Consider the following 23,546-nt stretch of genomic DNA (forward strand, 5'->3'; position numbering starts at 1 on the left):
CGCAGGCCCCCTGGCCGCAGCGCTGAGCGGTTTCACCCCGTCCGCAAACCGCCTCGCCGATATCACCAACCTCGCCTGGTGCGCGTGCTCGAGCCGGGGCGGCTGGCCGATGAGGCTATCCGCCACGAGGCATCTGCCTGGGCATGATCACCCGTCGCGAGACGCGAGTTGGGCTTCGAGGTCTGCGACGCGGCGGTCTTGGAAGCGGAGGTTCGAGCGGGCGGCCTCAAGCCGTTCGTCGAGGGTGCGGTTGGCGGCGGTGAGTTGACGGCCCCGTTGCTTGAGGGCGGTGTTCTCGGTGGTGATCCGCTGGATGGCCTCCTCGGTCCATTCGGCTTCCAAGTCCCGTATTTGACCGAGGAGTTCGCCGATGCGGTTGCGCTGGGTGAGGACCTCGGCGTGGGCGGCCTTGAGGGCGTCCTCGGCGTTCAGCGCGCGTTCGCGCCAGGTCGCCTCGCGTTCGTCGTCCTGCTCGACGAGGATCCCCGACCGCCGTTCACCGATCTGCGTCATCGCTGCGGCGACCGCAGCTCTGGCCTCGGTGTTGTCGTAGAGGAAGGTGCGTGAGACATCCGCTCGGCGGGCGACAGCGGCGACGCTGACCTGTGCTTTCTCCCGTCGGAGCCGGGCGATGGCCTGGTGGACGCGCTCAAGGGCGGCTTCGGTCTTGCGGCGGCGGGCGGCCAGGGCCGCCGCGGTGCGGGGTTCGGGAACGGTAGCGGTGTTCATGCGGCTTCCTGTTCGGGGTCGTCGCTGTCGGCTGTGCACGTATCGCTGTACTCGTCCGGCTCGTCGCCGCCCGCGTCGGCAAGGTCGGCAGCGCGGAAGGCGGTGGACCAGACGTGGTGGAAGTAGTCCTGGGGTTTGCGCAGGTCCAGGGCGAGAGCGTCGTCGAGGAGGCCGAGGCTGGCCAAAGCTTTCTCCAGGCCGTCGATGGCACGGGCGGTGGGTTCGAAGTACTGGTGGAGGTAGTCGGCGGTGGCGTCGTCGGGGGCGCCTTCGGCCAGCAGCCGCCACTGTTCGCGCTTGCGCCGCCAATAGAGGAGGTCGGCACCCGAGAGGACGAGCTTGTCGCAGTTGTGGCAGTCGAGGTTGAAGGGACAGGCGCCGCCGTTCACGACGGGCTGGAAGGTGCAGAACCCGCCCTCGGCCGGGGTGCTGCGGCGGGAGAGGTCGATGGCCAGGGCCTGGGCCTGCTCGTGGGTGAGCGGGGTGGTGTCGCTGGTGAGGAGTTCGCCGGGATGCGTGGTGCCGGGGCCTGCAACCCACACATGCTGGAGGACGTTGTCCAGGTCCGACTGGGTCAGGTGGACGTAGTGCTCGGCCATGCGGTCGGAGACCTGGCCGAGGTAGCGGCGGATGTGGGTCAGGGTCGCGCCGTGCCGCAGCAGCCGGGTGGCCAGCGTGTGTCGGGCCTGGTGGGCGACGTAGTGACCGCCGAGGTCGAGGTCGGCGATCCAGCTGCGGAAGCCGGTGTGGAACCAGGTGTAGGACAGGGCGCGGCGGCCGTCGGGGTTGAGGATGTCGGTGGGGAACAGCGCCAGCTGGGCGCGCTCGGCCGCAGTGGGCGGGCGGCCGGCGTGCCGGTCGGCGTAGTGGATCAGGGTCTTCTTGCGGCGTTCTTCGAGCCGGTGAAGGAGGTGGTCGGGGATGCGGACGGCCGCGTTCAGGTTTCCGACCTTGGTCTGGTCGTGCCAGAGCAGGGACAGCCCGCCGTAGCGGCCGACGCAGTCCAGACGGAGCTGGATGACCTCATTGGCGCGCCGGCCGGTGACGATGATGGTCTCCCACATGTCCCTCAGGCCGCGGTCGTGCGGGTCGTGGCCGGAGGCGAGCTGCTGCAGGTTGGTCTCGTCCGCAAGCGCCTGGGCGACTTCGTCGGGGAAGGGGTTGCGGCTGCGGGGCGTGCCCGGGCCGCCGACCGGCATGGCGGCGATGAAGGCGCGGTCCAGGCCGATTCTCTCGGCGCTGCCGCTGTCCAGCGCGCCGCGCAGCAGGGCCCGGCCGTAGTTGAACACCATCCGGCGCGAGTTCTCGGTGACCTTCGCCCTTTTGCCGTCCAGGCGGGCCTGTCCGCGGAACGCCAGGCCGAGGCGTTCGCGGTTGCGCAGGTCCGCGACGAAGCGGTGGACGTGCTCGCAGCGCAGAACGGACGGGTCGTGGCCGCCACCCGGCGCCTCCGCCTCCAAGAACGCGGACAGTTCGGCGCCGGCGCGGCGCACGAAGTCCACCGGCTGGGCGCTGCGCGGGCAGGTGGGCGAGCGCAGCACATCGGCGATGTGCTCCCACAAGAGGTCGCGCAGCCACCGCTGGGTGATGCAGGCCAGGTCAACGTAGCTGGAGCGGTGGGGGAAGCGCACCCCGAAGTGCTCGGTCTCGATATAGCCGGCATCCCGGGTCTCGGAGGGGGTGAAGTAGATCTTCCGCAGGGCCTGTTGCATCTCCTGGACCATGCGCTGGTGGTAGGCGCGGCGGAAGACGGACGCATCCAGGCTGGCCAGGGAGTCCACGTCGCGGCGCTGGCACTCGTCCGCGAGCGACTGCACCCACGTCAGATGCCACACGGCGACGGGCTGCAGGCCGTGGACATACATGCCCCACTGCAACTCCGCCCGCAGCAAGGGCCGCAGCCCGCGCAGGTTGACCGTTCCGGTGCGGTGAACCGGCAGCTGCGCGCGGCACCAGGCACGGAAGGCGACTTCGTCCTCGCATGTCACCGGGACAGGACGACCACCGCGCTCGTAGGTGGCGAAGAAGTTCTTCGGCAGCGTCGCCCCGCCCGGCCGCCCGGCCCGGATGTAGCCACGCTCGTGCGCGCCGCACAACCCCAGCGGCGAGGCGGCCAGTTCGTCACATACGTCCGCACGGCACTCACCGTAGCCCGGCAGCGACGGCTGGTCGACCAGCCACCGGTCGAACTCCCCCTCATCCTCGCTCGCGCCGGGGTGCCGCTTCAGATGGCCAAGCCACCGGTTGCGGTGCCGGAAGCACAACACCAACTGCAGGCTGAACGCCGGCCGCTGCGGGCAGATCCGGCACATCATCGCCTCCGGCATCTCCGTGACCGGCAGCGGCTCCGCGGTCCGCAGGAACTGAGCCCGGCTCATGCCGCGCGCCTCCGCCTCCCGCCACTGCCCGGCGTGCACCGAGCACATCGCGTAGCGCCTCCAGCGGGGACGCGCGCAGTCGATGACCGTGCAGCTCCACGGATAGACCGAGTGCAGCGGCGGGATCCTCAGCACCCCGCCACGCAGCACCGGATCGAACTCGGGCCCGTTGATCAGCGCGGTGAGCACCTCCAGCCGGTCCCGTCGCGTGCGGGCATCCTGCTGCGGCAGCAGCGACAGCGCCGTCACTTCGTCCCACCCCAGACCGTGCGCAGGGCGGCGTCGAACACCGGGTCGTGGACATCGACATGTCCGTAGACCTCATCCACCATCGCCGCCGACGCCCAGCCGCCGGCGTCCCGGGCGATCAACACGTTGCCGTCGGCGGCTTCGAGAACCGCGGACGTGAACGAGTGCCGGAAGGCATGGGGTTTCACGACCCCGAGCCCCGCACGTTTCCCGGCCCGGCCGAGCATCCGCCGGGCTCCGACCGGCGCCCACGGCTGTCCTGTATCGGCGCCGTGCAACTGGACCAGGAGCATGCCGTGCCCGGCGCCGCGCGGGTATTCGGTGGTGACGTACTCGAAGTAGGTGTGCACCATCGCCGGGCTGACTCGTTTGATCAGCCCGCCGGTCATGATGCCGTGCTCGATCTGCCAGGGGTGCTTGGTCTTGGCTTCGGCCCGGTTCGGATTGCCGGGCCGGTGGCAGACGTGCAGGTGAGGGGCGCGGCACTCGCCGCAGGCCGCATTCTCACGCAGATGCAGGTCGACCAAATGCAGCCCGCACAGCTCGCCGATACGAAGCCCGCCGTCGGCGAGCCAGGTGACAACCAGCCGGTCCCGGGCGGCGTTCACCGTCTCCAGCAGCCTCTCCCGGGCTCCGTCCGGAAGCATCTTTGGATGCCGGCGGTGCGGTCCCTTCGGCGCCAGCGGGTTGGTGGGCAGCGACGACTTCACATGCCCGAGGAACGAACGCCGCCGGTCCACCCGCGACGGCAGCCGCGACCTGTCGAGCTTCTTGCCGAGTTCGCCGTTGATGCCGAGGGAGGACTGATGCAGGTAGAAGCCCTTCAGACATGCCGCCGCGATCGACAACGCGGAGCGGCCGTAGGGGCGCTTGCCGACCCGCCACGGCTCGCCGAGCGGCATGCGGACCTCGGCACCGATGATGCCCATGTACCGTTCCAGATCCCGCAGTTGGACTGCGGTGAAGGTCAGGCACTCGCGCTCCAGCCACCGCAAGTGGTCCACCAGCAGATACGCGTACGTCCTCTGCGTTCCCGAACCGTCATGGAGACGCAGGAACCGGTCCGCCTCCGTGTGCACCGTCCCCTCGGGCCACACGATCGTCCACGACCGCCGCCCATCCTTCCGCTCGATCTGCTGGACTCTCAGGTCCCCGACCACCACGTGCCGTGCCACTCGTCCTCCGTACCGACTCCAGAACATGACAGACGTCCCGGACACGGTCGGTAAACAAGCCGGGGACGTGCTGGTCACAGTCCCAGACGGACATCACGGGCAGGACTACCTGCGGTCGGTAAACTCGATCACGACCGGGCTGCCGTTCTCGTCCAACCCCAGGGTGTCGATCCGCCCACGGTGCCACGGACCGGTCGGGTACTCCGACGCCAGGAACCGAATGCCGAGCATCTGCTCCAGCCCTGCCTCGACCCGCCGCTGCAGCTCCACTTCCAGCGCCACCGTCGAACCGGACAGCTCAACGTCCCGGCCGTCCGCGTCCCGCCGGAACAACATCAGCTCGGCCACCAGTGCGCCCCCTCCCGTGATCTCTACACGAGAACCAATCGGCGGGGAGCTCTGGGTATTCCACGTTTGCATGCCCGAAGGACTGGTCGCCCAGCTCGCCAAGCTACCGCGTCCAGCGAGGTCAAGAATGCTCCCAGCCGGGTGGTCGGATGCCTTGGCATCCGTCCGTCACCCCGCTGGTCCGCCACGGCCGTACGGGACTCTCCGATCCGGGCGAAAGCAGTGCGCGCCTCTCAGCCTGTCGCCGCTGTCATCTTGAGACCCGGGATCCGGTGGCCCTCAGCCAGCCAATGCCTTCGCGAACGCGCCGTCCTCCTGATCCACTCCGCTGCAGTCGGTCTGCGCGCTGCCCGAGGAGGTACCGCTGTCGCACTGCCGGTCGCGGAACGTGGCCCACATCGAGACCCAGGTAAGGCCCTTCTCCTTGGTGAACGACCGTACGTCGGTCGCATCGGGCAGGGTGAACGTCTCGCCCGAGGCCGGCCGTCGTGAGCAGCATTCAGACCATCTCGCAGGAGATCTTGGCCGGCGCCTTCAGCGCGACCATCTTCGGTGACGACGCGATCTTCGGCCCGCTGGCGCTGTCCGGATCACCGGTCCGCTTCTCGTCCGTCTCCCCGATGAACGCCACCCTCTTCTACCAGGGCGTCGCGGCCGAGGCGCCGCATCCGGCGGCCGCGCGGCTCTTCTCCGAGTGGGCCCAGTCCCATGCTGGTCAAGAGGCCATGACCGAGGCCACCGGCGGCAGTTCGGTGATGGCGGGCTGGACGGAAGACCGGGGGTTCGCCTCCGAACTGCCCTGGTACCAGCGGCCCGAGAAGGTCTGGCTCGACTGGCAGACCGACCCCACCCTGACCGGCCCGGGACTGGCCGAGTTCGTCGAGCGGTGGGACCAGACCGTGCGGGGAGCGTCATGAGCGTGCTGCAGAACATGGGTCCCGGCCGGCCGGCCGGCGAGACGGCACCCGGGGACCTGGAGAGCCGGGACCACCAGCACCACGCCCTGCTCGTGCTGACCTGGCTGATCCTGGCCGCTCTCGTCGTGGGCCCCGCCGTCTACGTCGTCGTCTGCGCGGTGACGAACGACCCGATCACCTTCGCCGGAGGACTCTCCCTCACCGCCGTGCGCGATGTCTTCGCCACCGGCTCGATGCTCTGGCTGCTCGTCCGGTCGGTGCTCTTCGCCCTGCTCATCGGCGCCGTCGCCACCGCGGTCGCGACGGCCCTGGCCTGGTCCACCGTCCGGCTGGAGATGCGGGCCGAACGCCTGCGCGAGACGCTGTGCATGGGCACGCTGTTCATCTCGCCCTTCGTGACCGCGGTGGCCTGGGTGTGGCTGGCCGCACCGGACACCGGGGTCATCAACCGGTTCCTGGACTCGATCGGCGTCCCGGCCTGGTTCCAGCCCGACTCGCTGTCCACCGGCGGCATGATCTTCGTGATGGTCGTCCAGTACGTGCCCTACGCCTACCTGTTCGTCTCGGCGGCCATGCGGCGGATCGACTCCCGCATGCTGGAAGCGTCCCACCTGTGCGGCCGGGGCCCCACGTACACGACGCTCAGGGTCATGCTGCCGGTGCTGCGCGCATCCCTGCTGTCGGCGGTGCTGTTCATCGGCATCCTCGCCGTGGGCGAGTTCTCGGTACCGAGCATCCTCGGCCAGCAGGGCTCCTTCACACCTCTGTCGGTGACCGTGTACAACGCCCTGTACAGCGCCAGCCAGAACCTGCCGCTCGCGGCGGCCGTCAGCGCCGAACTGATGATCGTCTGCATGGTCGGCCTCTACCTCTACCAGCGCACCCTGCGCAACGGTGAGCGGTTCGTCTCCGTCTCCGGCCGGGGACACCAGTCCACCCGCACCCAGCCCTCGCGGCTCACCGCGGCCGTCGTGTGGACGCTGACCGGCGCCTACTCGCTCGTCACCTTCCTGCTGCCGCTCGCCGCGATCGTGGTCATGTCGATGTCGAGCTTCCTGCCGGTGTCCCTGGGCGATGTCGACATGTCGTTCGCCACGCTGTGGGACGCGCTGGACACCGCCGAAGTCCGCACCGCCACCGTCAACACCGTGCTGCTGGCCATCGGAGTGCCCGTCGTCTCCCTCGCCCTCGGTGTCGTGGTGGTCTACCTCGCCGACCGGCTGCGGCTGCCGACCGCCCGCGCGCTGTCCTACGTGGCGACCGCGCCGATGGCGGTGCCCGGCCTGGTGATGGGCACCGGCCTGCTCCTGCTCCTGATCCGCACACCGCTGTACGCGTCACTGCCGCTGATCGGGATCGGCATGGTCTCGGTCTGCCTCACCCACGCCGTCCGCCTGGTCTCCAACGGCGTCCACCAGCTCGACCAGTCCCTGGAGGAAGCCTCCCAGGTCTCCGGCGCCTCCCGCCTGCGGACGGTCTGGTCGGTACTGCTGCCGCTGATCCGGCCGTCGCTGTACAGCGCGTTCGTCCTGATCTTCGTACTGGCCATCCGCGAACTCAACGTCGCGGTGGCGCTCTACTCACCCCACACCCAGGTCCTGTCCGTCGTCGCCTGGAACTACTCCAGCAGCGCGCTCACCAAAGCCGCGGCGGTCGGCCTGCTCCAACTCGTCCTGATGTTCGCCGGCATGGGTGTCCTACGGGCCCTCTTCCGGGCGGACCGCGCGGAACGCGCAGATCGGAGGAAGTGATGACGGCCACCGGACCGGCCACGGCACCCGCGGTCGCACCAGCGGGCACGGAGGCGGTGCTCGACGCACGGCGGATCGTGGCCCAGCACGGCAAGAACCGCGTGGTCGACGGCGTCGACCTGCGTATAGGGCGGGGCGAGTTCGTGACCCTGCTCGGCCCCAGCGGCTGCGGCAAGACCACCACCCTGCGCTGTGTGGCAGGGCTGCACCGGGTCACCGACGGCAGCATCACCCTCGGCGGCCGGGTGGTCGCCGACCGGCGTACCCACGTGCGGCCCGAGCGGCGCTCGGTGAACATGGTCTTCCAGTCCTACGCCCTGTGGCCGCACATGACGGTCTACCAGAACGTCGCCTACGGGCTGCGCGCCCAGCGGCTGCCGAAGGAGGAGATCACCGAGCGCACCAACGAGATGCTGGAGACCGTCGGCCTGGGCGGGTACGGCTCCCGCTCCGCCACCAGCCTCAGCGGCGGCCAGCAGCAGCGGGTGGTGCTGGCCCGCGGCCTGGTCACCCAGTCGAAACTGCTGCTCCTGGACGAGCCGCTGAGCAACCTGGACACCGAACTGCGTGTCCGGATGCGCACCGAGATCCACGCCCTGCAACGCCGGCTGGGCCTGACCATGCTCTACGTCACCCACGATCGCACCGAGGCCCTCGCCCTGTCCGACCGCGTGATCGTCATGCGGAACGGCACCGCGCAGCAGGCGGGTTCGCCCGCCGAACTGTACGCGGCACCGAGGAACCGCTTCGTCGCCGAGGCACTCGGCCCGGTGAACGTCCTGCCCGCCGAGATCGTCGAGCGCGGAGCGGACACCGCCGCCGTGCTGACGAGCGCGGACAACCGGCCGGTGCTGCGCGTCGCGCCGCCCACGGACGGCCGGGACGTGGCCGTCGGGCAGCGGATCGACATCCTGGTCCGGCCGGAGGCGCTCACCCTGGGCGCGGCCACCGACGACAACGGCTCGGGCGGCATCGACGCCACGGTCGAACTGGTGGAGTTCCTGGGCAACCGCACCGAGGTCACCTGCCGCAGCGCGGAGGTGTCCTTCATCGTTGAGATCCCCCGGGCCGCCCGCACGCTCCGTCCGGGCGACAAGGTCGTCGCGCGGCTGCACGAGGGGAAGGACGACGCGCCGCCCGCCTGGCAGCAGCACCGGAGCGACTGAGACGGCGGCCTCCGGACGGCCGGAGAACAGCCACCGCACCGTCGCGCACGGCAGTACGGCAGTACGGACCGGACGGGACTGCCCGTGACGTCGGCCGAGCCGCCGTCCGGGGCGTCAATCAGCAGCACGCAGCACGCAGCACGCAGCACGCAGCACGCAGCACGCAGCACGCAGCACAGGAGAGGAACACCGTGGATCTCCAGTTGGAGGGACGGACCGCGGTCGTCACCGGCGCGAGCGCCGGTATCGGCCGTGGCATCGCCACCTGTCTGGCCCGCGAGGGAGCCCGGGTGGCCCTCGTCGCCAGGCGGGCCGACAAGCTCACCGAACTCGCCGACCAGGTGGCGGCCGAGGGCCTGCCGCGCCCGGCCGTGGTATCGGCCGACATCACCGAGGAGGAAGGACGGCGAAACCGCCCTCGAACGAGCCGAGGCGGCCCTGGGCCCCGTGGCGATCCTCGCCAACAGCGCGGGGGGCAGGCGGCCCTCCGGGCTGACGGCGAGCGACGACGAGTGGTCCGTCGCCATGAACCTGAACTTCGAGTCGATGCGCCGGCTGACCAAACTCTTCCTGCCGGCCATGCGCGCGGCTCGCTGGGGCCGGGTCGTCAACATCACCGGCAAGTCCGAACCACCGCGCGTCAGCGGGGAGTTCTGTGCCAAGGCCGCCGCGCACGCGTGGGCCAAGGGCCTGTCCCGAGAGCTGGGCCCCGAGGGCGTCACCGTCAACTCCGTCGCCCCCGGCCGCATCCTCAGCGAGCAGATGCTCAGGAACTACTCCGACGCCGACCGGGCCGAGCACATCAAGGACATACCCGTCGGCCGCTACGGGGACCCCGAGGACATCGGGCGGCTCGTCGCCTTCCTGGCCTCCCCGGGCGCCTCGTACATCACCGGCACGGTCGTCCCCGTCGACGGCGGACTGCGGAGGTACCAGTTTTGAACAGCACCGACAAGCGCCTCGGCTCCGCCGACGGAACGGTGCCCACGACGCGGGCCCGGACGGTGGCGGAGGCGGTGGCCCGGCACGGCTGCTCCACCGTGTTCGGACTGATGGGCGACGGCAACATGGCGCTCTTCCTCGCCCTCGACACAGCCGGCGTGGAGGTCGTCGAGGTCCGGCACGAGAGTGCCGCAGTCGCGATGGCCGAGGGATACGCCTGGTCGTCGGGCGGCGTGGGCGTCTGCTCCGTCACCCACGGTCCCGGACTCACCCACGTGGCCACCTCGCTGGTGGTCGCGGCCCGCAACCGCTCCCCGCTCGTGCTGATCACGGCCGAGGTCCCCACCGGGTACGCGGGCGCCCAGAGCTTCGGCCAGGAGTCCTTCGCCACCGCGTGCGAGGCTCCCTACCGACGCATGGCCGCGGACGAGGACCCGGATGCCGTCGTCGACGAGGTGATGGCCCTGGCCAAGGCCCGCTCACGGCCGGTGGTCCTGGCGGTCGCCGCGGACCTCTTCACCGGCGCGTCCCGAACCCGGAGTACCGGCCCAGGCGGTCGGCACCGCCCTGCCGGAGCCGTATGCGGACCCACCGCAGAGGGTGCTCCGGCCACCGCGGTACGGCAGCTGACCACCGCCCTGGTGCGGGCGCGGCGGCCCGTGCTGATCGCGGGCCGGGGTGCCCTCGGCGGTGCCGCGGACCCTCTGCGGGTCCTCGCCGGCCACCTGGGCGCCGGACTGGCCACCACCCTGCCCGCCAAGGGCCTGTTCGACGGCCACCTCCTGGATCTGGGCATCGCCGGTGGACTGTCCCACCCGGCGGCCGAACGGGTGCTGGCCGAGGCCGACGTCGTGGTCGCCGTCGGAGCCGGCATGGGTCGCAGCACCACCCAGTCCCGGGAGCTGTTCGCCGCGGCGGACGTCCTGCGCGTCCTCGACGAGCCGCCTGCCGTCCCGGAGGCCACCGCCCTGGGTACCGTCGTGCGCGGGGAGGCGACGGCCACCATGGCCGAGGTCGCCCGTGCCGTCGCCGCGGCCACCGGACGGCGCGACCCCTGGTTCACCCCGGTCGGCACCTCCGCGGACTGCTGGCAGGAGGACCTCGACGTCTACGCCCCCGACCTGCAGCCCGGCACGGTGGACCCACGCGCCGCTCTCCTGCACATCAGCGAAGTGATTCCGCGGGACGCCGTGGTGGTGGTGAGCAACGGCCACTGCTCCGGCTTCGTCTCCGCCTTCGTCACCGCACCGGCCGACGGCCGGATTCTCACCGCCCAGGGTTTCGGGTCCATCGGCCAGGCGATGACGTCCGCCATCGGTGCCGCCCGCGGTGCGCCCGGCCAGAAGGTCGTCGTCTTCGAGGGCGACGCGGCCTTCATGATGCACGCCCAGGAACTCGACACGGCCGCCCGGACGGGCGTGGACCTGACGGTCTTCGTCCTCAACGACCAGGCGCTCGGCACCGAGTACCAGCGGCTGCGACGCGACGGTGACGGCGCGGAGCTGGCCGTGGTGCCCCCGCCGGACCTGGCGGTGCTGGCCCGCGCGCTGGGCGCCCGGGCCTGGACGATCGACGAGCACGCCGACGCCCGGGCCACGGCCGAGGCGGCGCTGAACCAAAGCGGCCCGGCCCTGGTCGACATCAGGACCGCCCGCACCGTACTCAGCCGCCACATGCGGCTGCCCGGCCCGCGCCAGGGTACGCCGGCCGGCGCGCACCACTGATCCCCGGCCGGGCGCCCTCCCCGGCGCCCGGCCGGAACCACCACGCACTGTCAGGAGCACACATGACCCACCCCGAACCGACGGCCGACCTGTGCGATGCCCTGGGAGACACGGCCGTCACCTGCGCCGTACCACTGCGTCACTTCGGTGCGCGGCGGCTGTTCGCGGGGCCCGTCGCCATGGTGCGCTGCCTCGGGGACAACGTCCACCTCCGGGCGGCACTGTCACAGCCGGGGCACGGACGTGTCCTCGTCGTCGACGGCGGCGGCTTCCTCGGCTGTGCCCTGCTCGGCGACAACATGGCCGAACTGGGCGCGTCCAGCGGATGGACGGGCATCGTCGTCAACGGTGCCGTCCGGGACGCGGAACGGCTGCGCGGAACCGACCTCGGCGTCATGGCCCTGGGCACGCATCCGGGGCGCAGTGCCAAGGAGGGGACGGGCAGTACGGGAGAACCGGTCACCTTCGGTGACGCCACCTTCCGTAACGGCGACCTCGTGTACGCGGACCTGGACGGTGTCGTGGTCCTTCCGCCCGGTGCCCGGACGGGCTCCGCACCGACCGGATGACGCCGCCGGACGGGGTCCGTCCGGCGGCGTGCCGACCCGGGCGGACCCCGTCCGGCGGGCGGTCAGGCCGCCTTCTGCTCGAAGAGCCAGTCGCGCAGCGGGGTGATCTTGTAGGCCGGTTCGAAGGACGCCATGTGCTCGCTGTTCATGGCCGGGTCGGAGGAAGTGGAGTCGGATGCCTCCAGCACGGTGCCCGTCTTGAACGTGGCGAAGTTGATGCTGTCACCGGCGGCGAAGAGCTCCTCGGCGGCGGTGGCGTACTTCGCGGCGGACCAGGTGGCGTCCCAGGTGGCGCTCTGATACGAGACTCCGGCGTCCTTGAGCATGGCCTTGACGTCGTCCTGGCCGCCGGAGGCGTTCTCGTCGCCGCCGGCGGCGATGTAGAAGAACTTCTCCTTGGCGAGGTTGTCGAGTTCGCTGATGTCCCACTGGCCGGAGACGAAGAGTTCGGCGGCGAACAGGTCGGGGTGCTTGGCGGTCAGGTACATCACCGTCATGCAGCCCATCGACTGCCCGGTGCCGTAGATCCGCTTGTCGTCGACGCTGTACTTGCCGGTGACCGAGCTGAGCAGACGGGTGGTCATCTCGACGTAGTCGGTGGTGGTGAAGCTGCCGTGGTCGTCGATGATGACGGACGGGTATTCGGGGACCAGGACGAAACTCTCGTGCTTGGCCTGCTCGTCGGCGCTGGCCCAGATGAGCGCGCCGTACTGGGACAGCGGGGCGGTGACGTCCTGGCCGACCAGGCTGGAGTCGGCGATGTAGAGGACCAGAGGGTAGGACTTGGACGCGTCGTAGTCCTCGGGGATGTACAGGTTGTAGGGCAGGGACTCACCCGTCTGCGAGTCCTCGTAGGTGAACTGCTTGAATGAGCTCTTCACCTGGGAGGTCAGGTCGTCCAGACTGGGCGGTTCCTCGACGCTCGTCGCCGTGGCGGTTTCGCTGGCCTCGGCGGTGGGGGTGCCACTGGAGGCGGCGGCGGAGCTGGACTCGCCGGCGGCGGAGCTGTCGGAGGAGGTGCCGCAGGCGGTGGCACCGAGGAAGACGGCGCCGAGCGAGGCGGCGAGGAAACCGCGTCGCGGCAGGTGAGAGGTGTTCATGCGGAAGATTGTCCGGACGCCGTCTGAGGAAACCGTAAGGCACGCCTTTGAGGTGACTGTGAAGGAGTAGCGGTACCGGATGAGGTGCCCGTGCGGTCCGGTCGGTTGGCCGGCCGGGGCGGCGCCCTCAACCGCCCGTGACGGCGTCGCCCAGGCGTATCCCGTCGAACGTCTCCGGCAGGCGCAGGGAGTAGATCAGGAAGGGCTTGCTGGTCAGGTCCTTGGCATGGCCGAAGAGTTCGGTCAGCCTGGTCTGCGGGGCCGGTACGTACAGCCGCCGGTCGCCGTCGATGAAGGAGCCGTCCGGGCTGATCAGACCGGCGTCCGCGGCAAGCACCGTCCGCTTGCCCGCCGGGGACAGCAGCAGGATGCGGTGGTGGTCGATGTCCGACAGGTACAGGTTGCCCCGGGTGTCGAGGGCGCAGCCACCGCAGAGCGGGATGTCCGCCACATGCTCGACCTGGGCCGCCACCTCGTCGTCCGACAGGCTCGTGTCACGCACCACGCTGGTGCGCACCCGCCGGACGGGACCGTCGGGTGTGGACCAGTAGAGCCAGGTCCCGTCCGCGCTCACCTCGATCATGTCGCTCTTCGGCGTGCGGTGTTTGTTCGCGGTGCCGCCGACCGACGGGGAAGCGGTGGTGGGCGTGGGCGTCGGCGACTGCGTGCCCAGCATCTGCTCGCGCCCGGCGAGCCGGCGCAGGGTCCTGCCCGTGGCGGTGTCGTGGATGATCAGCGCGCCCAGGCCGGAGTCGGTGATGTAGACCGTCGTGCCGTGTATCCGCAGGTCGTTCATCTGCGCCCCGGTGGGCAGGATGTCGTCGTCGAAACGCAGCACGTCGAGAACCGTCCCCTTCCGGGCGTCGAGACGGACGATCTTCTGCGCGCCCGGCTTCGGGGTCGACAGTTCCTTCGGCGAGGCGTCGGGGCGCAGCCCGCCCTGGTCCACGCACCAGACGCTGTCGTCCGCGAAGATGTGCACGGAGTTGACGTACACGAACGAGTCCCGTCCGCTGTCGCCTGGTGCCCACTCGTTCCAGGCGTTGCCGGGGAACGGGGCGACCGCGCCGTCGGCGGACCGGCGGGCGACGGACGGGGTCGTCTCGTGCCCGGGGAACCGGGGCAGGCCGAGGAACATGGTGCCGTCGCTGGTCAGGGCGACCTGGTTGGCCATCCACGGCGACTTGGCCGCGACGGTGAGCGCGAGGGGGCTCTGCTGCGCTGAGGAGGTGTCGTGGTGTCCGCAGCCGCTCAGCAGCGCACCTCCTGCCAGGCTCGCCGCGGTGGCGCCGGCGGCGGTCAGGACATGACGACGCGTGCGGTCCATGCGATCACTTCTCTCTGTGGGGGCGGCAGTGAGCGCGGTCACGGCACACTGGCGTAGCCCGCACGGCTGGCTCACGGGCGCGTCCCGCGCATCGTTGCGGGGGCGCGGACCCGCCGGCCGTGACGGTTTCCTGTCCACGGGCGACGTCCTCTCACATGTGGTGGCCAGGCGTACCTGTTCCGCGCGGTGGCCGGTCACCGCGGTGTGACGCCGCAGGGCCGACGCGAAGTGCGCCGCGTACTCGGTGTGCACGAGCGACGAGACGAGCAGGTGGCCCACTCCGGCGGGAGGGACGGCGGTGAGGGATGTGGTGCTGAGGGATGTGGCGCTGATCAGAGTGCCGTGCGGCTGGCCTGCGGTACGGACCGTGCGGAATCCTGCCCCCGAACGGCTCTACGCGACCGCGACAGGGCGCTCAGCCGTGCCGTACGCACACCGGTGGAGGCCCACTCGGGCCCTTCGCCCGGGTGTCCTCACTCAACCCCAAGGCACATGTACCGTCAACACACCTGTCCCTTAAGGGGCGAGAACGAACACTGATCAGTTCCGGTGGCGCGGCACGGTGAGCGCCTGCCTGCGTCCTCGGCGGCACAGGCGTGCCGCCGGGCCACACGGCGCGGGACGCGACGCCTCGCGCCGGCGTCGGCCGCGGGCCGGCTCACCGTCCCGGTACCCCGTCCTTCTCACGCCGGCGGTCACCCTGCCGGAAGGCAACGCCCGCGGCGGGGGAGAGCAGCCCGCCCGCCCCGGTACGTGCCGGCAGCGAACTTCCGGCGCGCAGGACAATTGACGTAGGTGTCCTCACCCTGACGTCGTGCCGTTCCTATGGCACCGCGCGGTGCACGAGTCGCGACATGTGACCGATGGCGGGTGTCCGCGCAGCTCATATGGTCGTGCCCTGTCGACGTCGACGCCTCTCGCGGCCTGAGTCAGGGGAACCGCATGACCGGTCGCAGCCGGATGCACGGCGGGACACCCCCGCGCTCGGTAGCCGTGCAGCGGCCCGCGTGGGCCTGTGCGGTCACCTCCGCGCCGTACGAGCCGTCGCGGCCCGGAGGCGGGCGCCGCGTCGCTCGTGTCACCGGCCCCGCTCGATGAGTCGAACGTTGCAGGACCGGCACGGCTGGCGGGCCGTCTTCCTGCGCGCCGGCCGCGCGGTTCCGGGCGTCCGACGGCAGCACCGCCGATCGGGACGTGCCGGGTACCGTGCGGTCGCGCCGGGCGCTGTGCCGGGCCGTTCGTGCGGCCGTCGCACGTCCCGGCCGGGCGACGGTCCGATGCGGCAGGAGGGGCGCGTCACGCTTCGCCGACATGGGAAGCTGGCCGCATGGACATTCCACCCGACCGCCTTGGCGAGATGCCGCCGCTGAGTGACCGTGCGGCGTCGGCCTACCCGATCGCCTCGGTGGAGAACACCCTGCGCATTCTCCTGCTGCTTCAGGACCGCGCGGCTCTGACCCTCGCGGACGTGGCCGCGGAACTGGGTATCGCCCGCTCCAGCGCGCACCGCCTCATGGCCATGCTCGCCTATTACGACTTCGTGCGTCAGGACTCCGCCTCCCGCTCTTTCCGGCCCGGCCCCGCGCTGATCGACGCGGGGTTGTCCGCCGTCCGTGCCCTGGACGTCCGGGCCCTGGCCAGGCCGGTGCTCACCGAACTGGCCGCCGCCACGGAGATGACCGCGCACCTCGCCCTGCCGCGTGGCCGGGACGTCCTCTACGTCGACGGGGTGGAGAGCCGGCGCACCATCAGGGCCGCGCTGCGCACGGGGGACACGCTGCCCGCCCATGTCACCGGAGTGGGCAAGGCGCTGCTCGCCACGCTCACCGACGACCAGGTGCGTCAGCTCTACCGGGACGCGCCCCCGGCCGCTGTCACCGAGCGGTCCATCGCGACGGTCGAGGGTCTGGTGAGGGAGATCCGGGCGGTGCGCGCGGCCGGCTACGCGGTCAACCGCAGTGAGAGCGAGGCCGGGGTCCTGTCCCTGGGAGTGGCGGTCGGTCTGCCGGAGCCCGAGATGTTCGCCGGGCTCAGCCTCGTCTGCCCGGAGGCGTCCGCCGCTCCTGACGCGGAGGCGCGTATCGTCGCGCGACTCAAGTCGGCCGCCGCCGAGCTGACCAAGGAGATCAGCGCCTACCGTTTCTGAGCGGGGCCACGGCGCCCGTCCACCTGCGCGCCGTGCCCGCCGCCGCCGCGGTGCGGTGCACGCACCGGGCGACGAGACGGCGCAGACGACGGGACGGCGCGGGCCGACCGGGGACCGCGGGGGACGACGCAGAGCCGATGGGGGACGGCAAGGGCGACCTGGCAGGCATCACCGCCACACCGCCGTGCCGCCGTGGCGGCCCCCGGCGCTCAGCGGGCCGCCACCGTCTCACCGTGCCCGGCCACTCCTGGCCCGCACCGGAAGGTGCAGCAGGTCGGCACCCAGGACCACCGAGCCCGTGAAGGCCGCGCGCCGTGCGCTGTCCTTCAGCAGCCGGCGCCAGGTCGCCTCGGAGACGGCTGCCGGCTCGCCGGGGCTGAGGTGGGTGACGACCAGGGTGCGCACGTCGGACTCCGCGGCGATGCGGCCGAGGTCGGCGACGTCGGTGTGGGTGGCCAGGATGTGGTCGACCAGGGTCTGCGGCAGCCCGAGACCGGTCAGGCCCTCGGGGTGCAGTGCCTCGTGGACCAGGACGTCGGCGTGCCGGGCGAGTCTGATCAGGTTCGGGGTGGGGGCGGTGTCCCCGGAGAAGACGACACTGCCGTGGTCGGTGTCGAAACGATAGGCGTAGGCGGGGTAGACCGCGCCGTGCGGAACGAGCACCGCGGTGACCTTGAGGTCGTCGTTCTCCATCACGGTGAAGGGGGACATCTCCGGTGCGGTGTCGGCCGCGGACGCCCCGGTGCCCGCGGGCGGCAGTACGTCGTGCACGCGCAGCAGGGTGGTGGGGTCGGTGCCGGTGCCCTCACTCATGAAGAAGGAGGGCGAGGCGGCGTAGGCGCGGGCGGCCAGTTCCGTCATCTCCACGGTGCCCGGGACCGGGCCCGGGGCGCTGCCCACGGTGGAGTCCAGGCCGGCCGGGCCAGGACCGTGAACCTCGATCGGGAAACGGAAACCGCCGGTGCCCGAGGCGCCGGCGCAGAGCATGGGGAAGGCGTAGTAGTCGACGACGTGGTCGGCGTGCAGGTGGGTCAGGAAGATGCCGGCCAGCGAGGCCATGGAAAGACCCGCCCGCATGTACTGGCTGACCGCTCCACGGCCGCAGTCCACCACGTAGGTCCGGCCGTTGACCACCAGCGCGGAGGAGATGCCGTACCGCGCCGCCTGGGGCGGTGGACCCCCGTTGGTGCCCAGCAGGGTGAGCGACAGCGGGGCGTCGGATGCGGCGGCGGGCCGGGCGGCCGTTGCCGCCACCGCCTGGGAGCTGGACCAGGGACCGGCGACCGCGGCCGCCGCGGCGATGCCGGCGAGCAGCGCCCTGCGGGTGGCGGGCCGGGTGTCGGCGGGTCCTGCTGCGGTGTTCGCGTGGGCGTCCTGCGACGTGACATCTGCGGCTCGGCACATGGAGAAACCTTTCTGCGGCGTGCTGGGAGGACACGCCGACGGAAAGCGGGCCGCCGGGAGGGGCAGCACCGCGCACCGTGGCGCCGTGCCACGATCTCCGCCGGTCCCGGAGGTGTCCACAGCCCGGTACGGATCGGTCGTGCGAGCAGCGCAAGCTTAGGTAGCGCGGTTCTTCGACTCGTCTGCGGCGCGCTAACGGCGCCGCGTGAACCCCGTCCGGCGCTGCCGCGGGCCAACGGAGCTTGGCCCGGGCCGAAGCTGACGGGCGTCGTACCGCGTCCGAGCCCGCGGTACGGCGGAGACGTCCGCACGGGGCCCGGGGCGCGTCGCGGCGGGCTACTGAGCGCCCGCGGCCGCCGTGCTCAGGTGCTGGGCACGGATCTGGGTCAGAGTGAGGTCGAGCAGGGGCGTCTCAACCCCCAGCGTGCCGGCGCGTGCCGCGAGCGCACCGAGGATGTGCTCCGCCTCCTGGGCCTGACCGCGCCGCAGGTCCCGGTAGAGCGAGGAGGTGAAGGACGATCCCGGTTCGGTGAGGAGTTCCAGGCTCTGGGCGTGGCTCGTCTCGCCGACCGGGTGGCCGGCCGCCCGGGCCACCGCCTCGGCCTCGGCGACGGCCTGACGGATGTGCCCCTCACCGCCGGCGGCGAGGATGCTGCCGACGTCATTGCGCAGCAGGCAGGTGACGACACCCGCCGCGGCGATGAACACCCACTTCTCCCACAACTGCCCGACGATGTCCGCGGCGACCGTGAGGTCGACGCCCGGCACGTCCAGGACGCCGGCCACCCGGTGCGGCAGCGGCGACCCGTCCAGCGTGCCCACGGTCATGCCGCACAGCGACGTCATCTGCACGACGGCGCCGATGCCGTCGACCGTCGCGACGATCTTCACCAGCCCCCCGATCACCTGTCCGGGCCACCTCCGTCGGAGCACGTCGAGGTGGTCCATGCCGTTGAGGAACGGAAGCACGACCGTGTCGGGACCGATCCCGTCAGCCGCCGTGACCAGCGCCTGCTCCAGCCCGGGCGCCTTGACGGCGATCAACACCAGGTCGTAGGGCCGGCCGGAGGTGAGCGTACTCTCGGCCCGCACCCGGTGGGCCCGGTCGCCGTCGGGGGCGACGAAGCGGATGCCGTCCCGGCGGAGCGAGATGGCGTCCCTTGACGTGCAACACCGTTGCATTAGCCGCCAGGTCCGGCGTCAATGTCTCCGTCCTTGACCATCTTGAAGTCCAGTGTGTACGTCTGCGAACGGTGCGCGGATGCTGGTCCCGCTGGAACTGGTACTTGCTGGATGTCTTGCGGTAGCGGGCCTTCAGACGCTGGCGGCGCTGTCCGGGGAGGAGGTTGGCCAGCACGGCCCGGCCGATGGCCCCGATCAACGATGCCGTACTGCCCTGGGCAGGTCCCGGGGCGACGATGATCTGGTCCGCGGCGGTCTGGAAGAGAACGGTGAAGCTCACCCGCTGGACGGACAGTGGCGGCATGGCCGTCGTGACATCGCCGGCCATGCGGACCAGCGCCTGGTAGACCGTCAGCAGTGCGAAGATCTCCTGCTCAAGACCGGGGACACTGCGTGAACGCAGCACTCGCCCGTCCAAGATCGTGGACTTCAGCGAGAAATAGCAGGTCTCCGCCTGCCAGCGTCGGTGGTAGAGCCGCAGCAGGTCGTTCGCGGGGTGGCTGTCGGCGTCCAGCAGATTGGTCAGCAGCCGCCACAGCTCGGTGCGACGTGTGCCGTCGGCGAGGACGACGGTGAGCCACGCCTCGACCACCCGCACCTGAACCCGCTGCCCGCTTGCCCCGGCACGGTAGCGGCGCGGCAGGACCGCGGTGAGGTAGGAGCCGTCGGGCAGCGGCCGGCGCACGGTCGGCCGACGTTTGCGGGTGGAGCGCAGCACGCAACAGGCCCCGGTGTCCTGCACGGCCTGAAGGAAGTCGAACGCGTCGTAGTAGGCGTCGGCCAGTAAGAGCATCGATGCATCCAGATGTCCCAGCAGACGGCGCGCGTAGGTGAGTTCGCCGACGTCGTCGGGTCCGAAGACCGCGTCCACCAGAGCCCGTGTGCCGCACTCCACGAGGGCCACCATGCGCACCAGCGGGTAGCCGAACGCGCGGACCCTGCCGATGTGTTTGCGAAAGTGCCAGGTCACCGCTTCCTCGTCGGGAGCGGACAGGGTGGTGCCGTCCACGGCGACCAGGCGCAGGCCCTGGTAGAAGGCGCAGGACTGGCGATGGTCGGCCACGGGGCCGGCCAGGATCGAGAACAGGTGGCGCAGCGGTCCGCTTCCCAGCCGGCGCCGGGCACGGGCCAGCGACGAGGCGCACGGGCGGGCCACGGGCACGCTGCCCGGTCCCGCCGTGAGCTTGGCCCATACCGCCTGGTAGGAGGATCGCTCGAAGAAGGCGAGGGCCAGTACGAAGTACACCATGACGCGCGCCGGGAGCAGCCGCAGCCGTTGCTGTCGGACACCGGTGTCCTCCAGGACCGCGTCAACCAACTCGGGGTCGATGATCTGGGTCAACTCGCCCAGATGGCCAGGTGCGTACACGTCCAGGGCTGTCGTGCCGAACCTGACGCTGACAGAATTCTGCAACAACGGGACCTCCGGAACACTCGCAGTGGCTTCGACACCTTGCGGATTACCAGAGGTCCCGCCCTCTTGACAGGGCGCACACATCCTTAACGCACTGGCGTTGCACGCCAAGGGGCACGACCCGGACGACGGCGATCCTGGAACGGGACCGGATCGGCATGCAGGAGCTGGGCGCGTCCATTTTCTACAGGTACAAGCTGGCCATGCTGGACGGAACCTCGGTGCCGGACCTGGGCGGTGTCTTCACCGGCATGTCGACCGAGGAGTTCAAGGCGGCCCTGATGGCGGGAGGTCGGATACCTGGCTGAGATCATCTGGGGCTTCGGCACCTTGCACGTGCCGTCGATCGGCGCGGCGATGGACCACGGCAAGACGCAGACGCCGTACTGGAAGCCGCTGTTCGACAGCTACGCCCCTGCGCGGCAGTGGATGGCCGAGCACCGGCCGGACGTCGCGGTGATCGTGTACAACGACCACGCCAACGCCGTCGATCTGGACCTGGTGCCGACCTTCGCGCTCGGTACCGCGGAGTCCTACGAGGTGGCCGACGAGGGCTGGGGCCGGCGTCCGGTACCGCCGGTGATCGGGGCACCGGACCTGTCGGAACACCTGGTACGCGAGCTGGTGGACGACTCCTTCGACATCGCCACTCGTGGCCCGGGTCGGGCAAGCGCGTGACCGGTCCCGGCCGGATCGGCGGCCGGGACCCGTACCCGGCGACGGTGGGAGCCCGGCGGTGGGACGACGGTCTCCGCCCGTCGTCCCACCGCGTGAGGGCGACGAAGACATCGTCCGGGTGGCTGTGCCACCCACGTCCATCGAGCCGGTTCGTACCCTGGTCGCCCGGCGATCCGAACTGTCACCTTGAGCACGGCCGCGGTGTCCGACGAGGGGCGCCGCACGGCCGGAGGAGCCGCATGAACGAGGTCGAGGTCTACCGCGATGTGATGGTTCCCATGCGGAACGGCGTCCGTCTCGCATCGGACGTCTACCTGCCCACCGGGGCGGGGCAGCTTCCCGCCGTCCTGGTGCGTACCGCCTACGACAAGAGCGCGCCGGTGACCGACGGAACAGGCGAGTACGTCCGGATCGCACGGGCCGGTTTCGCGGTCGTCGTCCAGGACAAGCGCGGACGGTTCGCCTCCGAGGGCGAGTACCGCGTGCTCCGCGACGACGCGGCCGGCCCGCACCGCGACGGTGCGGACACCGTCGAGTGGGTGGCCGCCCAGCCGTGGTGCGACGGCGCCGTCGGCATGTTCGGCTACTCCTACCTGAGGGAGACCGTCCTCGGCGCCCGCCCCGCCCCACCTGCGGGCCGGAGCGCCGGCCCAGCCGGCCACCGACGAGTTCGTCGACCGGGCCTTCATCGGCGGCGTGCTGGTGACCAACATCGGTCTCTGGGCGTCGCTCCCCATGGTGGCGGAGGACCTCGTCGCCAAGCTGCCCGCCGACCGACAGGAGCAGGCGCGGGCGGAACTGGACGCCTACCGGGCCGGGCTGCCGGAGAGCACCGCGGCGATGCCCCTGACCGAGCAGCCGTTCGTCCGGCTCTTCCCGCACGCGTGGGGCGACGTGCTCGCGCACCGCGACGACCCGGACTTCTTTGCCGAGAGCAGGTTCGCCCGGCCGGAGGCCGAGCAGGTCAGGGTCCCGCTCCTGCACATCGGCGGCTGGCTGGACCACTTCCCGACCAACACGGTCCGGCAGTACTGCCTCACCAGGGACCACGCGGACCCCGCCGTACGGGACGCCCAGCGGCTCGTGATGGGACCGTGGGGGCACGGCGGCTTCACCAGGGACGAGTTCGGCAGCGTCTTCCCCGGCAGCGCCAGCGACTACGCCGGAATGAACATCGAGTGGCTGGGCCGCTGGCTGCGGGGCGACTCCCTCACCAGGCCGGACCACCCGGTCGTGCTCTATGTGATGGGCGCCGACCGGTGGCGGGCGGAGCAGTCGTGGCCCGTGCCGGGCGCCGCCGCCCGCACCCTGGCCCTGACCGCCGACGGCGCGCTGCGCGAGGGCGACCCGTCGCCGGGCACCCGGACCTTCACCTACGACCCGGCGGACCCTTACCGGGGCGGCCGGCTCCAGGACGTGGGCGCGGTGGACCTGACGGAGCTGCACGAGGGCGACAAGCTGCTGCGGTTCGAGACCGCCGCCCTGGACACCGACCTGGAGATCACCGGTGTTCCCGAGGTGGTCCTGCACCTGTCCACCACGGCGACGGACGCCGACTGGCACGTCGAGCTGCACACGGTCGGCCCCGACGGCACGGCGATGTTCGTCAACGAGGGGGCCGCGCGGGCCCGGTACCGCAGGTCCCGGACGGCACCCGAGCCGGTGGAGCCGGGTGCCGTGGAGGAGTACGTCGTCGAGTTGCGGCCGATGAGCGTGGTAATTCCTGCGGGCGGACGGCTCCGCCTCGTGTTCACCGCGGACAAGTACCCGGCCTTCGAACGCAACCCCCAGTCGTTCGTCGACCCGGGCACAGCACTTGAGAGCGACCTGCAGAAGGCCGACCACACCCTGCACAGCGGCGCGGGCCTGTCCCGTCTCGTGCTGCCGGTCGTCGATCCGGCGCAGCGAGGGGAGTGGATCGACAACCCATGGCCGCCGGCCCCGGCCGACAGTGAAGCGGCGCCGGTGGAACGGCAGGCGGCCGGACTGGCGAAGTGAACCGCCTCCCCACGGCGCGCCGCACCCCGACGAGGGCGGGGCGCGCCGGACAGGGCGACCGCCTGCCGACGTCCTTGAACCCCCACCGCTACGAGCCCTTCCCGAAGTGAGGGCCACGCACCGCATCGGGCCGGTCAGCATGACCGGCCCGATGCGGTGCGTGGCCCTGGCGGGCGGCGCCGTCACGGTGCCTCGCGCCCTCTTGCCGCAAGGCTCCCCTCGATGACGGGAGCCGGCGTCGTCGCCGTCGCCGGCCAGGCGATAACCACCGGTGATGACCGCAGTAGGAACTCTGTGCTTCTGCGCACGTCCGTGCCGACCTAGCTTGAACACAGCCCGATCACCTCGG

Annotated in this window: 15 protein-coding genes and 6 pseudogenes; 11 read left to right on the top strand and 10 right to left on the bottom strand. The window is 71.1% G+C overall.

Going from position 1 to position 23,546, the window contains the following annotated elements:
- Nucleotides 1–147: 147 nt before the first annotated feature.
- The 5 genes and pseudogenes from AB0G32_RS33435 to AB0G32_RS33455 form a co-directional block, all read right to left on the bottom strand.
- Nucleotides 148–729: a DUF6262 family protein gene (locus tag AB0G32_RS33435; RefSeq protein ID WP_361172107.1), complete on the bottom strand. Its 582-nt coding sequence runs from the start codon at nt 727–729 to the stop codon at nt 148–150.
- Nucleotides 726–3,356, bottom strand: coding sequence for a site-specific integrase (locus AB0G32_RS33440; RefSeq protein ID WP_361172110.1), 2,631 nt, complete (start codon nt 3,354–3,356; stop codon nt 726–728). Before AB0G32_RS33440 ends, AB0G32_RS33435 begins: the two co-directional genes overlap by 4 nt.
- A complete protein-coding gene (locus AB0G32_RS33445) occupies nt 3,353–4,531 on the bottom strand; it encodes a tyrosine-type recombinase/integrase (RefSeq protein ID WP_361172113.1) in 1,179 nt (392 codons plus the stop codon). Before AB0G32_RS33445 ends, AB0G32_RS33440 begins: the two co-directional genes overlap by 4 nt.
- Nucleotides 4,532–4,651: 120 nt before the next feature.
- Nucleotides 4,652–4,879, bottom strand: a pseudogene (locus AB0G32_RS33450) (hypothetical protein); the annotation flags it as partial.
- 279 nt (nt 4,880–5,158) lie between these two features.
- Nucleotides 5,159–5,356, bottom strand: a pseudogene (locus tag AB0G32_RS33455) (hydrolase); the annotation flags it as partial.
- Between the two features lie 11 nt (nt 5,357–5,367).
- On the opposite strand from AB0G32_RS33455, the gene AB0G32_RS33460 reads away from it, so the two are divergent.
- The 7 genes and pseudogenes from AB0G32_RS33460 to rraA all read left to right on the top strand — a co-directional run bounded on the left by AB0G32_RS33460 (nt 5,368) and on the right by rraA (nt 11,948).
- Nucleotides 5,368–5,796, top strand: a complete 429-nt coding sequence (locus AB0G32_RS33460) for a hypothetical protein (RefSeq protein WP_361172116.1) — start codon at nt 5,368–5,370, stop codon at nt 5,794–5,796.
- Nucleotides 5,793–7,547 (top strand): iron ABC transporter permease, encoded by a 1,755-nt coding sequence (locus AB0G32_RS33465; protein WP_361172118.1) that lies wholly within the window; start codon nt 5,793–5,795, stop codon nt 7,545–7,547. Before AB0G32_RS33460 ends, AB0G32_RS33465 begins: the two co-directional genes overlap by 4 nt.
- Entirely contained in the window at nt 7,547–8,713 is a 1,167-nt protein-coding gene (locus AB0G32_RS33470) for an ABC transporter ATP-binding protein (RefSeq protein WP_361172121.1), read from the top strand. Before AB0G32_RS33465 ends, AB0G32_RS33470 begins: the two co-directional genes overlap by 1 nt.
- 191 nt (nt 8,714–8,904) lie before the next feature.
- A pseudogene (locus AB0G32_RS33475) lies at nt 8,905–9,099 on the top strand (SDR family NAD(P)-dependent oxidoreductase); the annotation flags it as partial.
- Between the two features lie 25 nt (nt 9,100–9,124).
- A pseudogene (locus tag AB0G32_RS33480) lies at nt 9,125–9,655 on the top strand (SDR family oxidoreductase); the annotation flags it as partial.
- Nucleotides 9,652–11,379: a thiamine pyrophosphate-dependent enzyme gene (locus AB0G32_RS33485; RefSeq protein ID WP_361172164.1), complete on the top strand. Its 1,728-nt coding sequence runs from the start codon at nt 9,652–9,654 to the stop codon at nt 11,377–11,379. The pseudogene AB0G32_RS33480 and the gene AB0G32_RS33485, both read left to right, overlap by 4 nt.
- A gap of 62 nt (nt 11,380–11,441) precedes the next feature.
- Nucleotides 11,442–11,948, top strand: coding sequence for a ribonuclease E activity regulator RraA (rraA, locus tag AB0G32_RS33490; protein WP_361172124.1), 507 nt, complete (start codon nt 11,442–11,444; stop codon nt 11,946–11,948).
- Nucleotides 11,949–12,010: 62 nt separating this feature from the next.
- On the opposite strand, the gene AB0G32_RS33495 is transcribed toward rraA, so the two are convergent.
- Together AB0G32_RS33495 and AB0G32_RS33500 are read right to left on the bottom strand one after the other, a co-directional pair.
- Nucleotides 12,011–13,048, bottom strand: a complete 1,038-nt coding sequence (locus AB0G32_RS33495; RefSeq protein ID WP_361172127.1) for an alpha/beta hydrolase-fold protein — start codon at nt 13,046–13,048, stop codon at nt 12,011–12,013.
- A gap of 127 nt (nt 13,049–13,175) precedes the next feature.
- Entirely contained in the window at nt 13,176–14,375 is a 1,200-nt protein-coding gene (locus AB0G32_RS33500) for a hypothetical protein (protein WP_361172131.1), read from the bottom strand.
- A 1,327-nt stretch (nt 14,376–15,702) separates the two neighbouring features.
- On the opposite strand from AB0G32_RS33500, the gene AB0G32_RS33505 reads away from it, so the two are divergent.
- Nucleotides 15,703–16,521 (top strand): IclR family transcriptional regulator, encoded by an 819-nt coding sequence (locus AB0G32_RS33505; RefSeq protein ID WP_361172134.1) that lies wholly within the window; start codon nt 15,703–15,705, stop codon nt 16,519–16,521.
- Nucleotides 16,522–16,749: 228 nt separating this feature from the next.
- Here AB0G32_RS33505 and AB0G32_RS33510 read toward each other — a convergent pair whose 3' ends face one another.
- The 3 genes and pseudogenes from AB0G32_RS33510 to AB0G32_RS33520 form a co-directional block, all read right to left on the bottom strand.
- Nucleotides 16,750–17,925, bottom strand: a complete 1,176-nt coding sequence (locus AB0G32_RS33510) for an MBL fold metallo-hydrolase (protein ID WP_361172137.1) — start codon at nt 17,923–17,925, stop codon at nt 16,750–16,752.
- Nucleotides 17,926–18,261: 336 nt separating this feature from the next.
- Nucleotides 18,262–19,107, bottom strand: coding sequence for a 2-dehydropantoate 2-reductase (locus AB0G32_RS33515; RefSeq protein WP_361172140.1), 846 nt, complete (start codon nt 19,105–19,107; stop codon nt 18,262–18,264).
- Between the two features lie 346 nt (nt 19,108–19,453).
- Nucleotides 19,454–20,605 (bottom strand): annotated as a pseudogene (locus AB0G32_RS33520) (IS4 family transposase); the annotation flags it as partial.
- A 50-nt stretch (nt 20,606–20,655) separates the two neighbouring features.
- Here AB0G32_RS33520 and AB0G32_RS33525 point away from each other — a divergent pair.
- From AB0G32_RS33525 to AB0G32_RS33535, 3 genes and pseudogenes are all read left to right on the top strand, one after another.
- Entirely contained in the window at nt 20,656–20,829 is a 174-nt protein-coding gene (locus AB0G32_RS33525; RefSeq protein ID WP_361172167.1) for a hypothetical protein, read from the top strand.
- Between the two features lie 28 nt (nt 20,830–20,857).
- The gene (locus AB0G32_RS33530) at nt 20,858–21,199 is read left to right on the top strand and encodes a hypothetical protein (protein WP_361172170.1); all 342 of its coding nucleotides are present in this window, start codon (nt 20,858–20,860) and stop codon (nt 21,197–21,199) included.
- Nucleotides 21,200–21,483: 284 nt separating this feature from the next.
- Nucleotides 21,484–23,197, top strand: a pseudogene (locus AB0G32_RS33535) (CocE/NonD family hydrolase); the annotation flags it as partial.
- Between the last annotated feature and the right edge of the window lie 349 nt (nt 23,198–23,546).

The organism is Streptomyces sp. NPDC023723 (assembly GCF_040639815.1).
Lineage (GTDB): Bacteria > Actinomycetota > Actinomycetes > Streptomycetales > Streptomycetaceae > Streptomyces.

Excerpts from the sequence above, each read along its gene's own strand:
- AB0G32_RS33505 (WP_361172134.1), top strand. The coding sequence starts at position 15,703 with ATGGACATTCCACCCGACCGCCTTGGCGAGATGCCGCCGCTGAGTGAC.
- AB0G32_RS33510 (WP_361172137.1), bottom strand. The coding sequence starts at position 17,925 with ATGTGCCGAGCCGCAGATGTCACGTCGCAGGACGCCCACGCGAACACC.
- AB0G32_RS33495 (WP_361172127.1), bottom strand. The coding sequence starts at position 13,048 with ATGAACACCTCTCACCTGCCGCGACGCGGTTTCCTCGCCGCCTCGCTC.
- AB0G32_RS33465 (WP_361172118.1), top strand. The coding sequence starts at position 5,793 with ATGAGCGTGCTGCAGAACATGGGTCCCGGCCGGCCGGCCGGCGAGACG.
- AB0G32_RS33500 (WP_361172131.1), bottom strand. The coding sequence starts at position 14,375 with ATGGACCGCACGCGTCGTCATGTCCTGACCGCCGCCGGCGCCACCGCG.
- rraA (WP_361172124.1), top strand. The coding sequence starts at position 11,442 with ATGACCCACCCCGAACCGACGGCCGACCTGTGCGATGCCCTGGGAGAC.
- AB0G32_RS33435 (WP_361172107.1), bottom strand. The coding sequence starts at position 729 with ATGAACACCGCTACCGTTCCCGAACCCCGCACCGCGGCGGCCCTGGCC.
- AB0G32_RS33470 (WP_361172121.1), top strand. The coding sequence starts at position 7,547 with ATGACGGCCACCGGACCGGCCACGGCACCCGCGGTCGCACCAGCGGGC.
- AB0G32_RS33515 (WP_361172140.1), bottom strand. The coding sequence starts at position 19,107 with ATGCAACGGTGTTGCACGTCAAGGGACGCCATCTCGCTCCGCCGGGAC.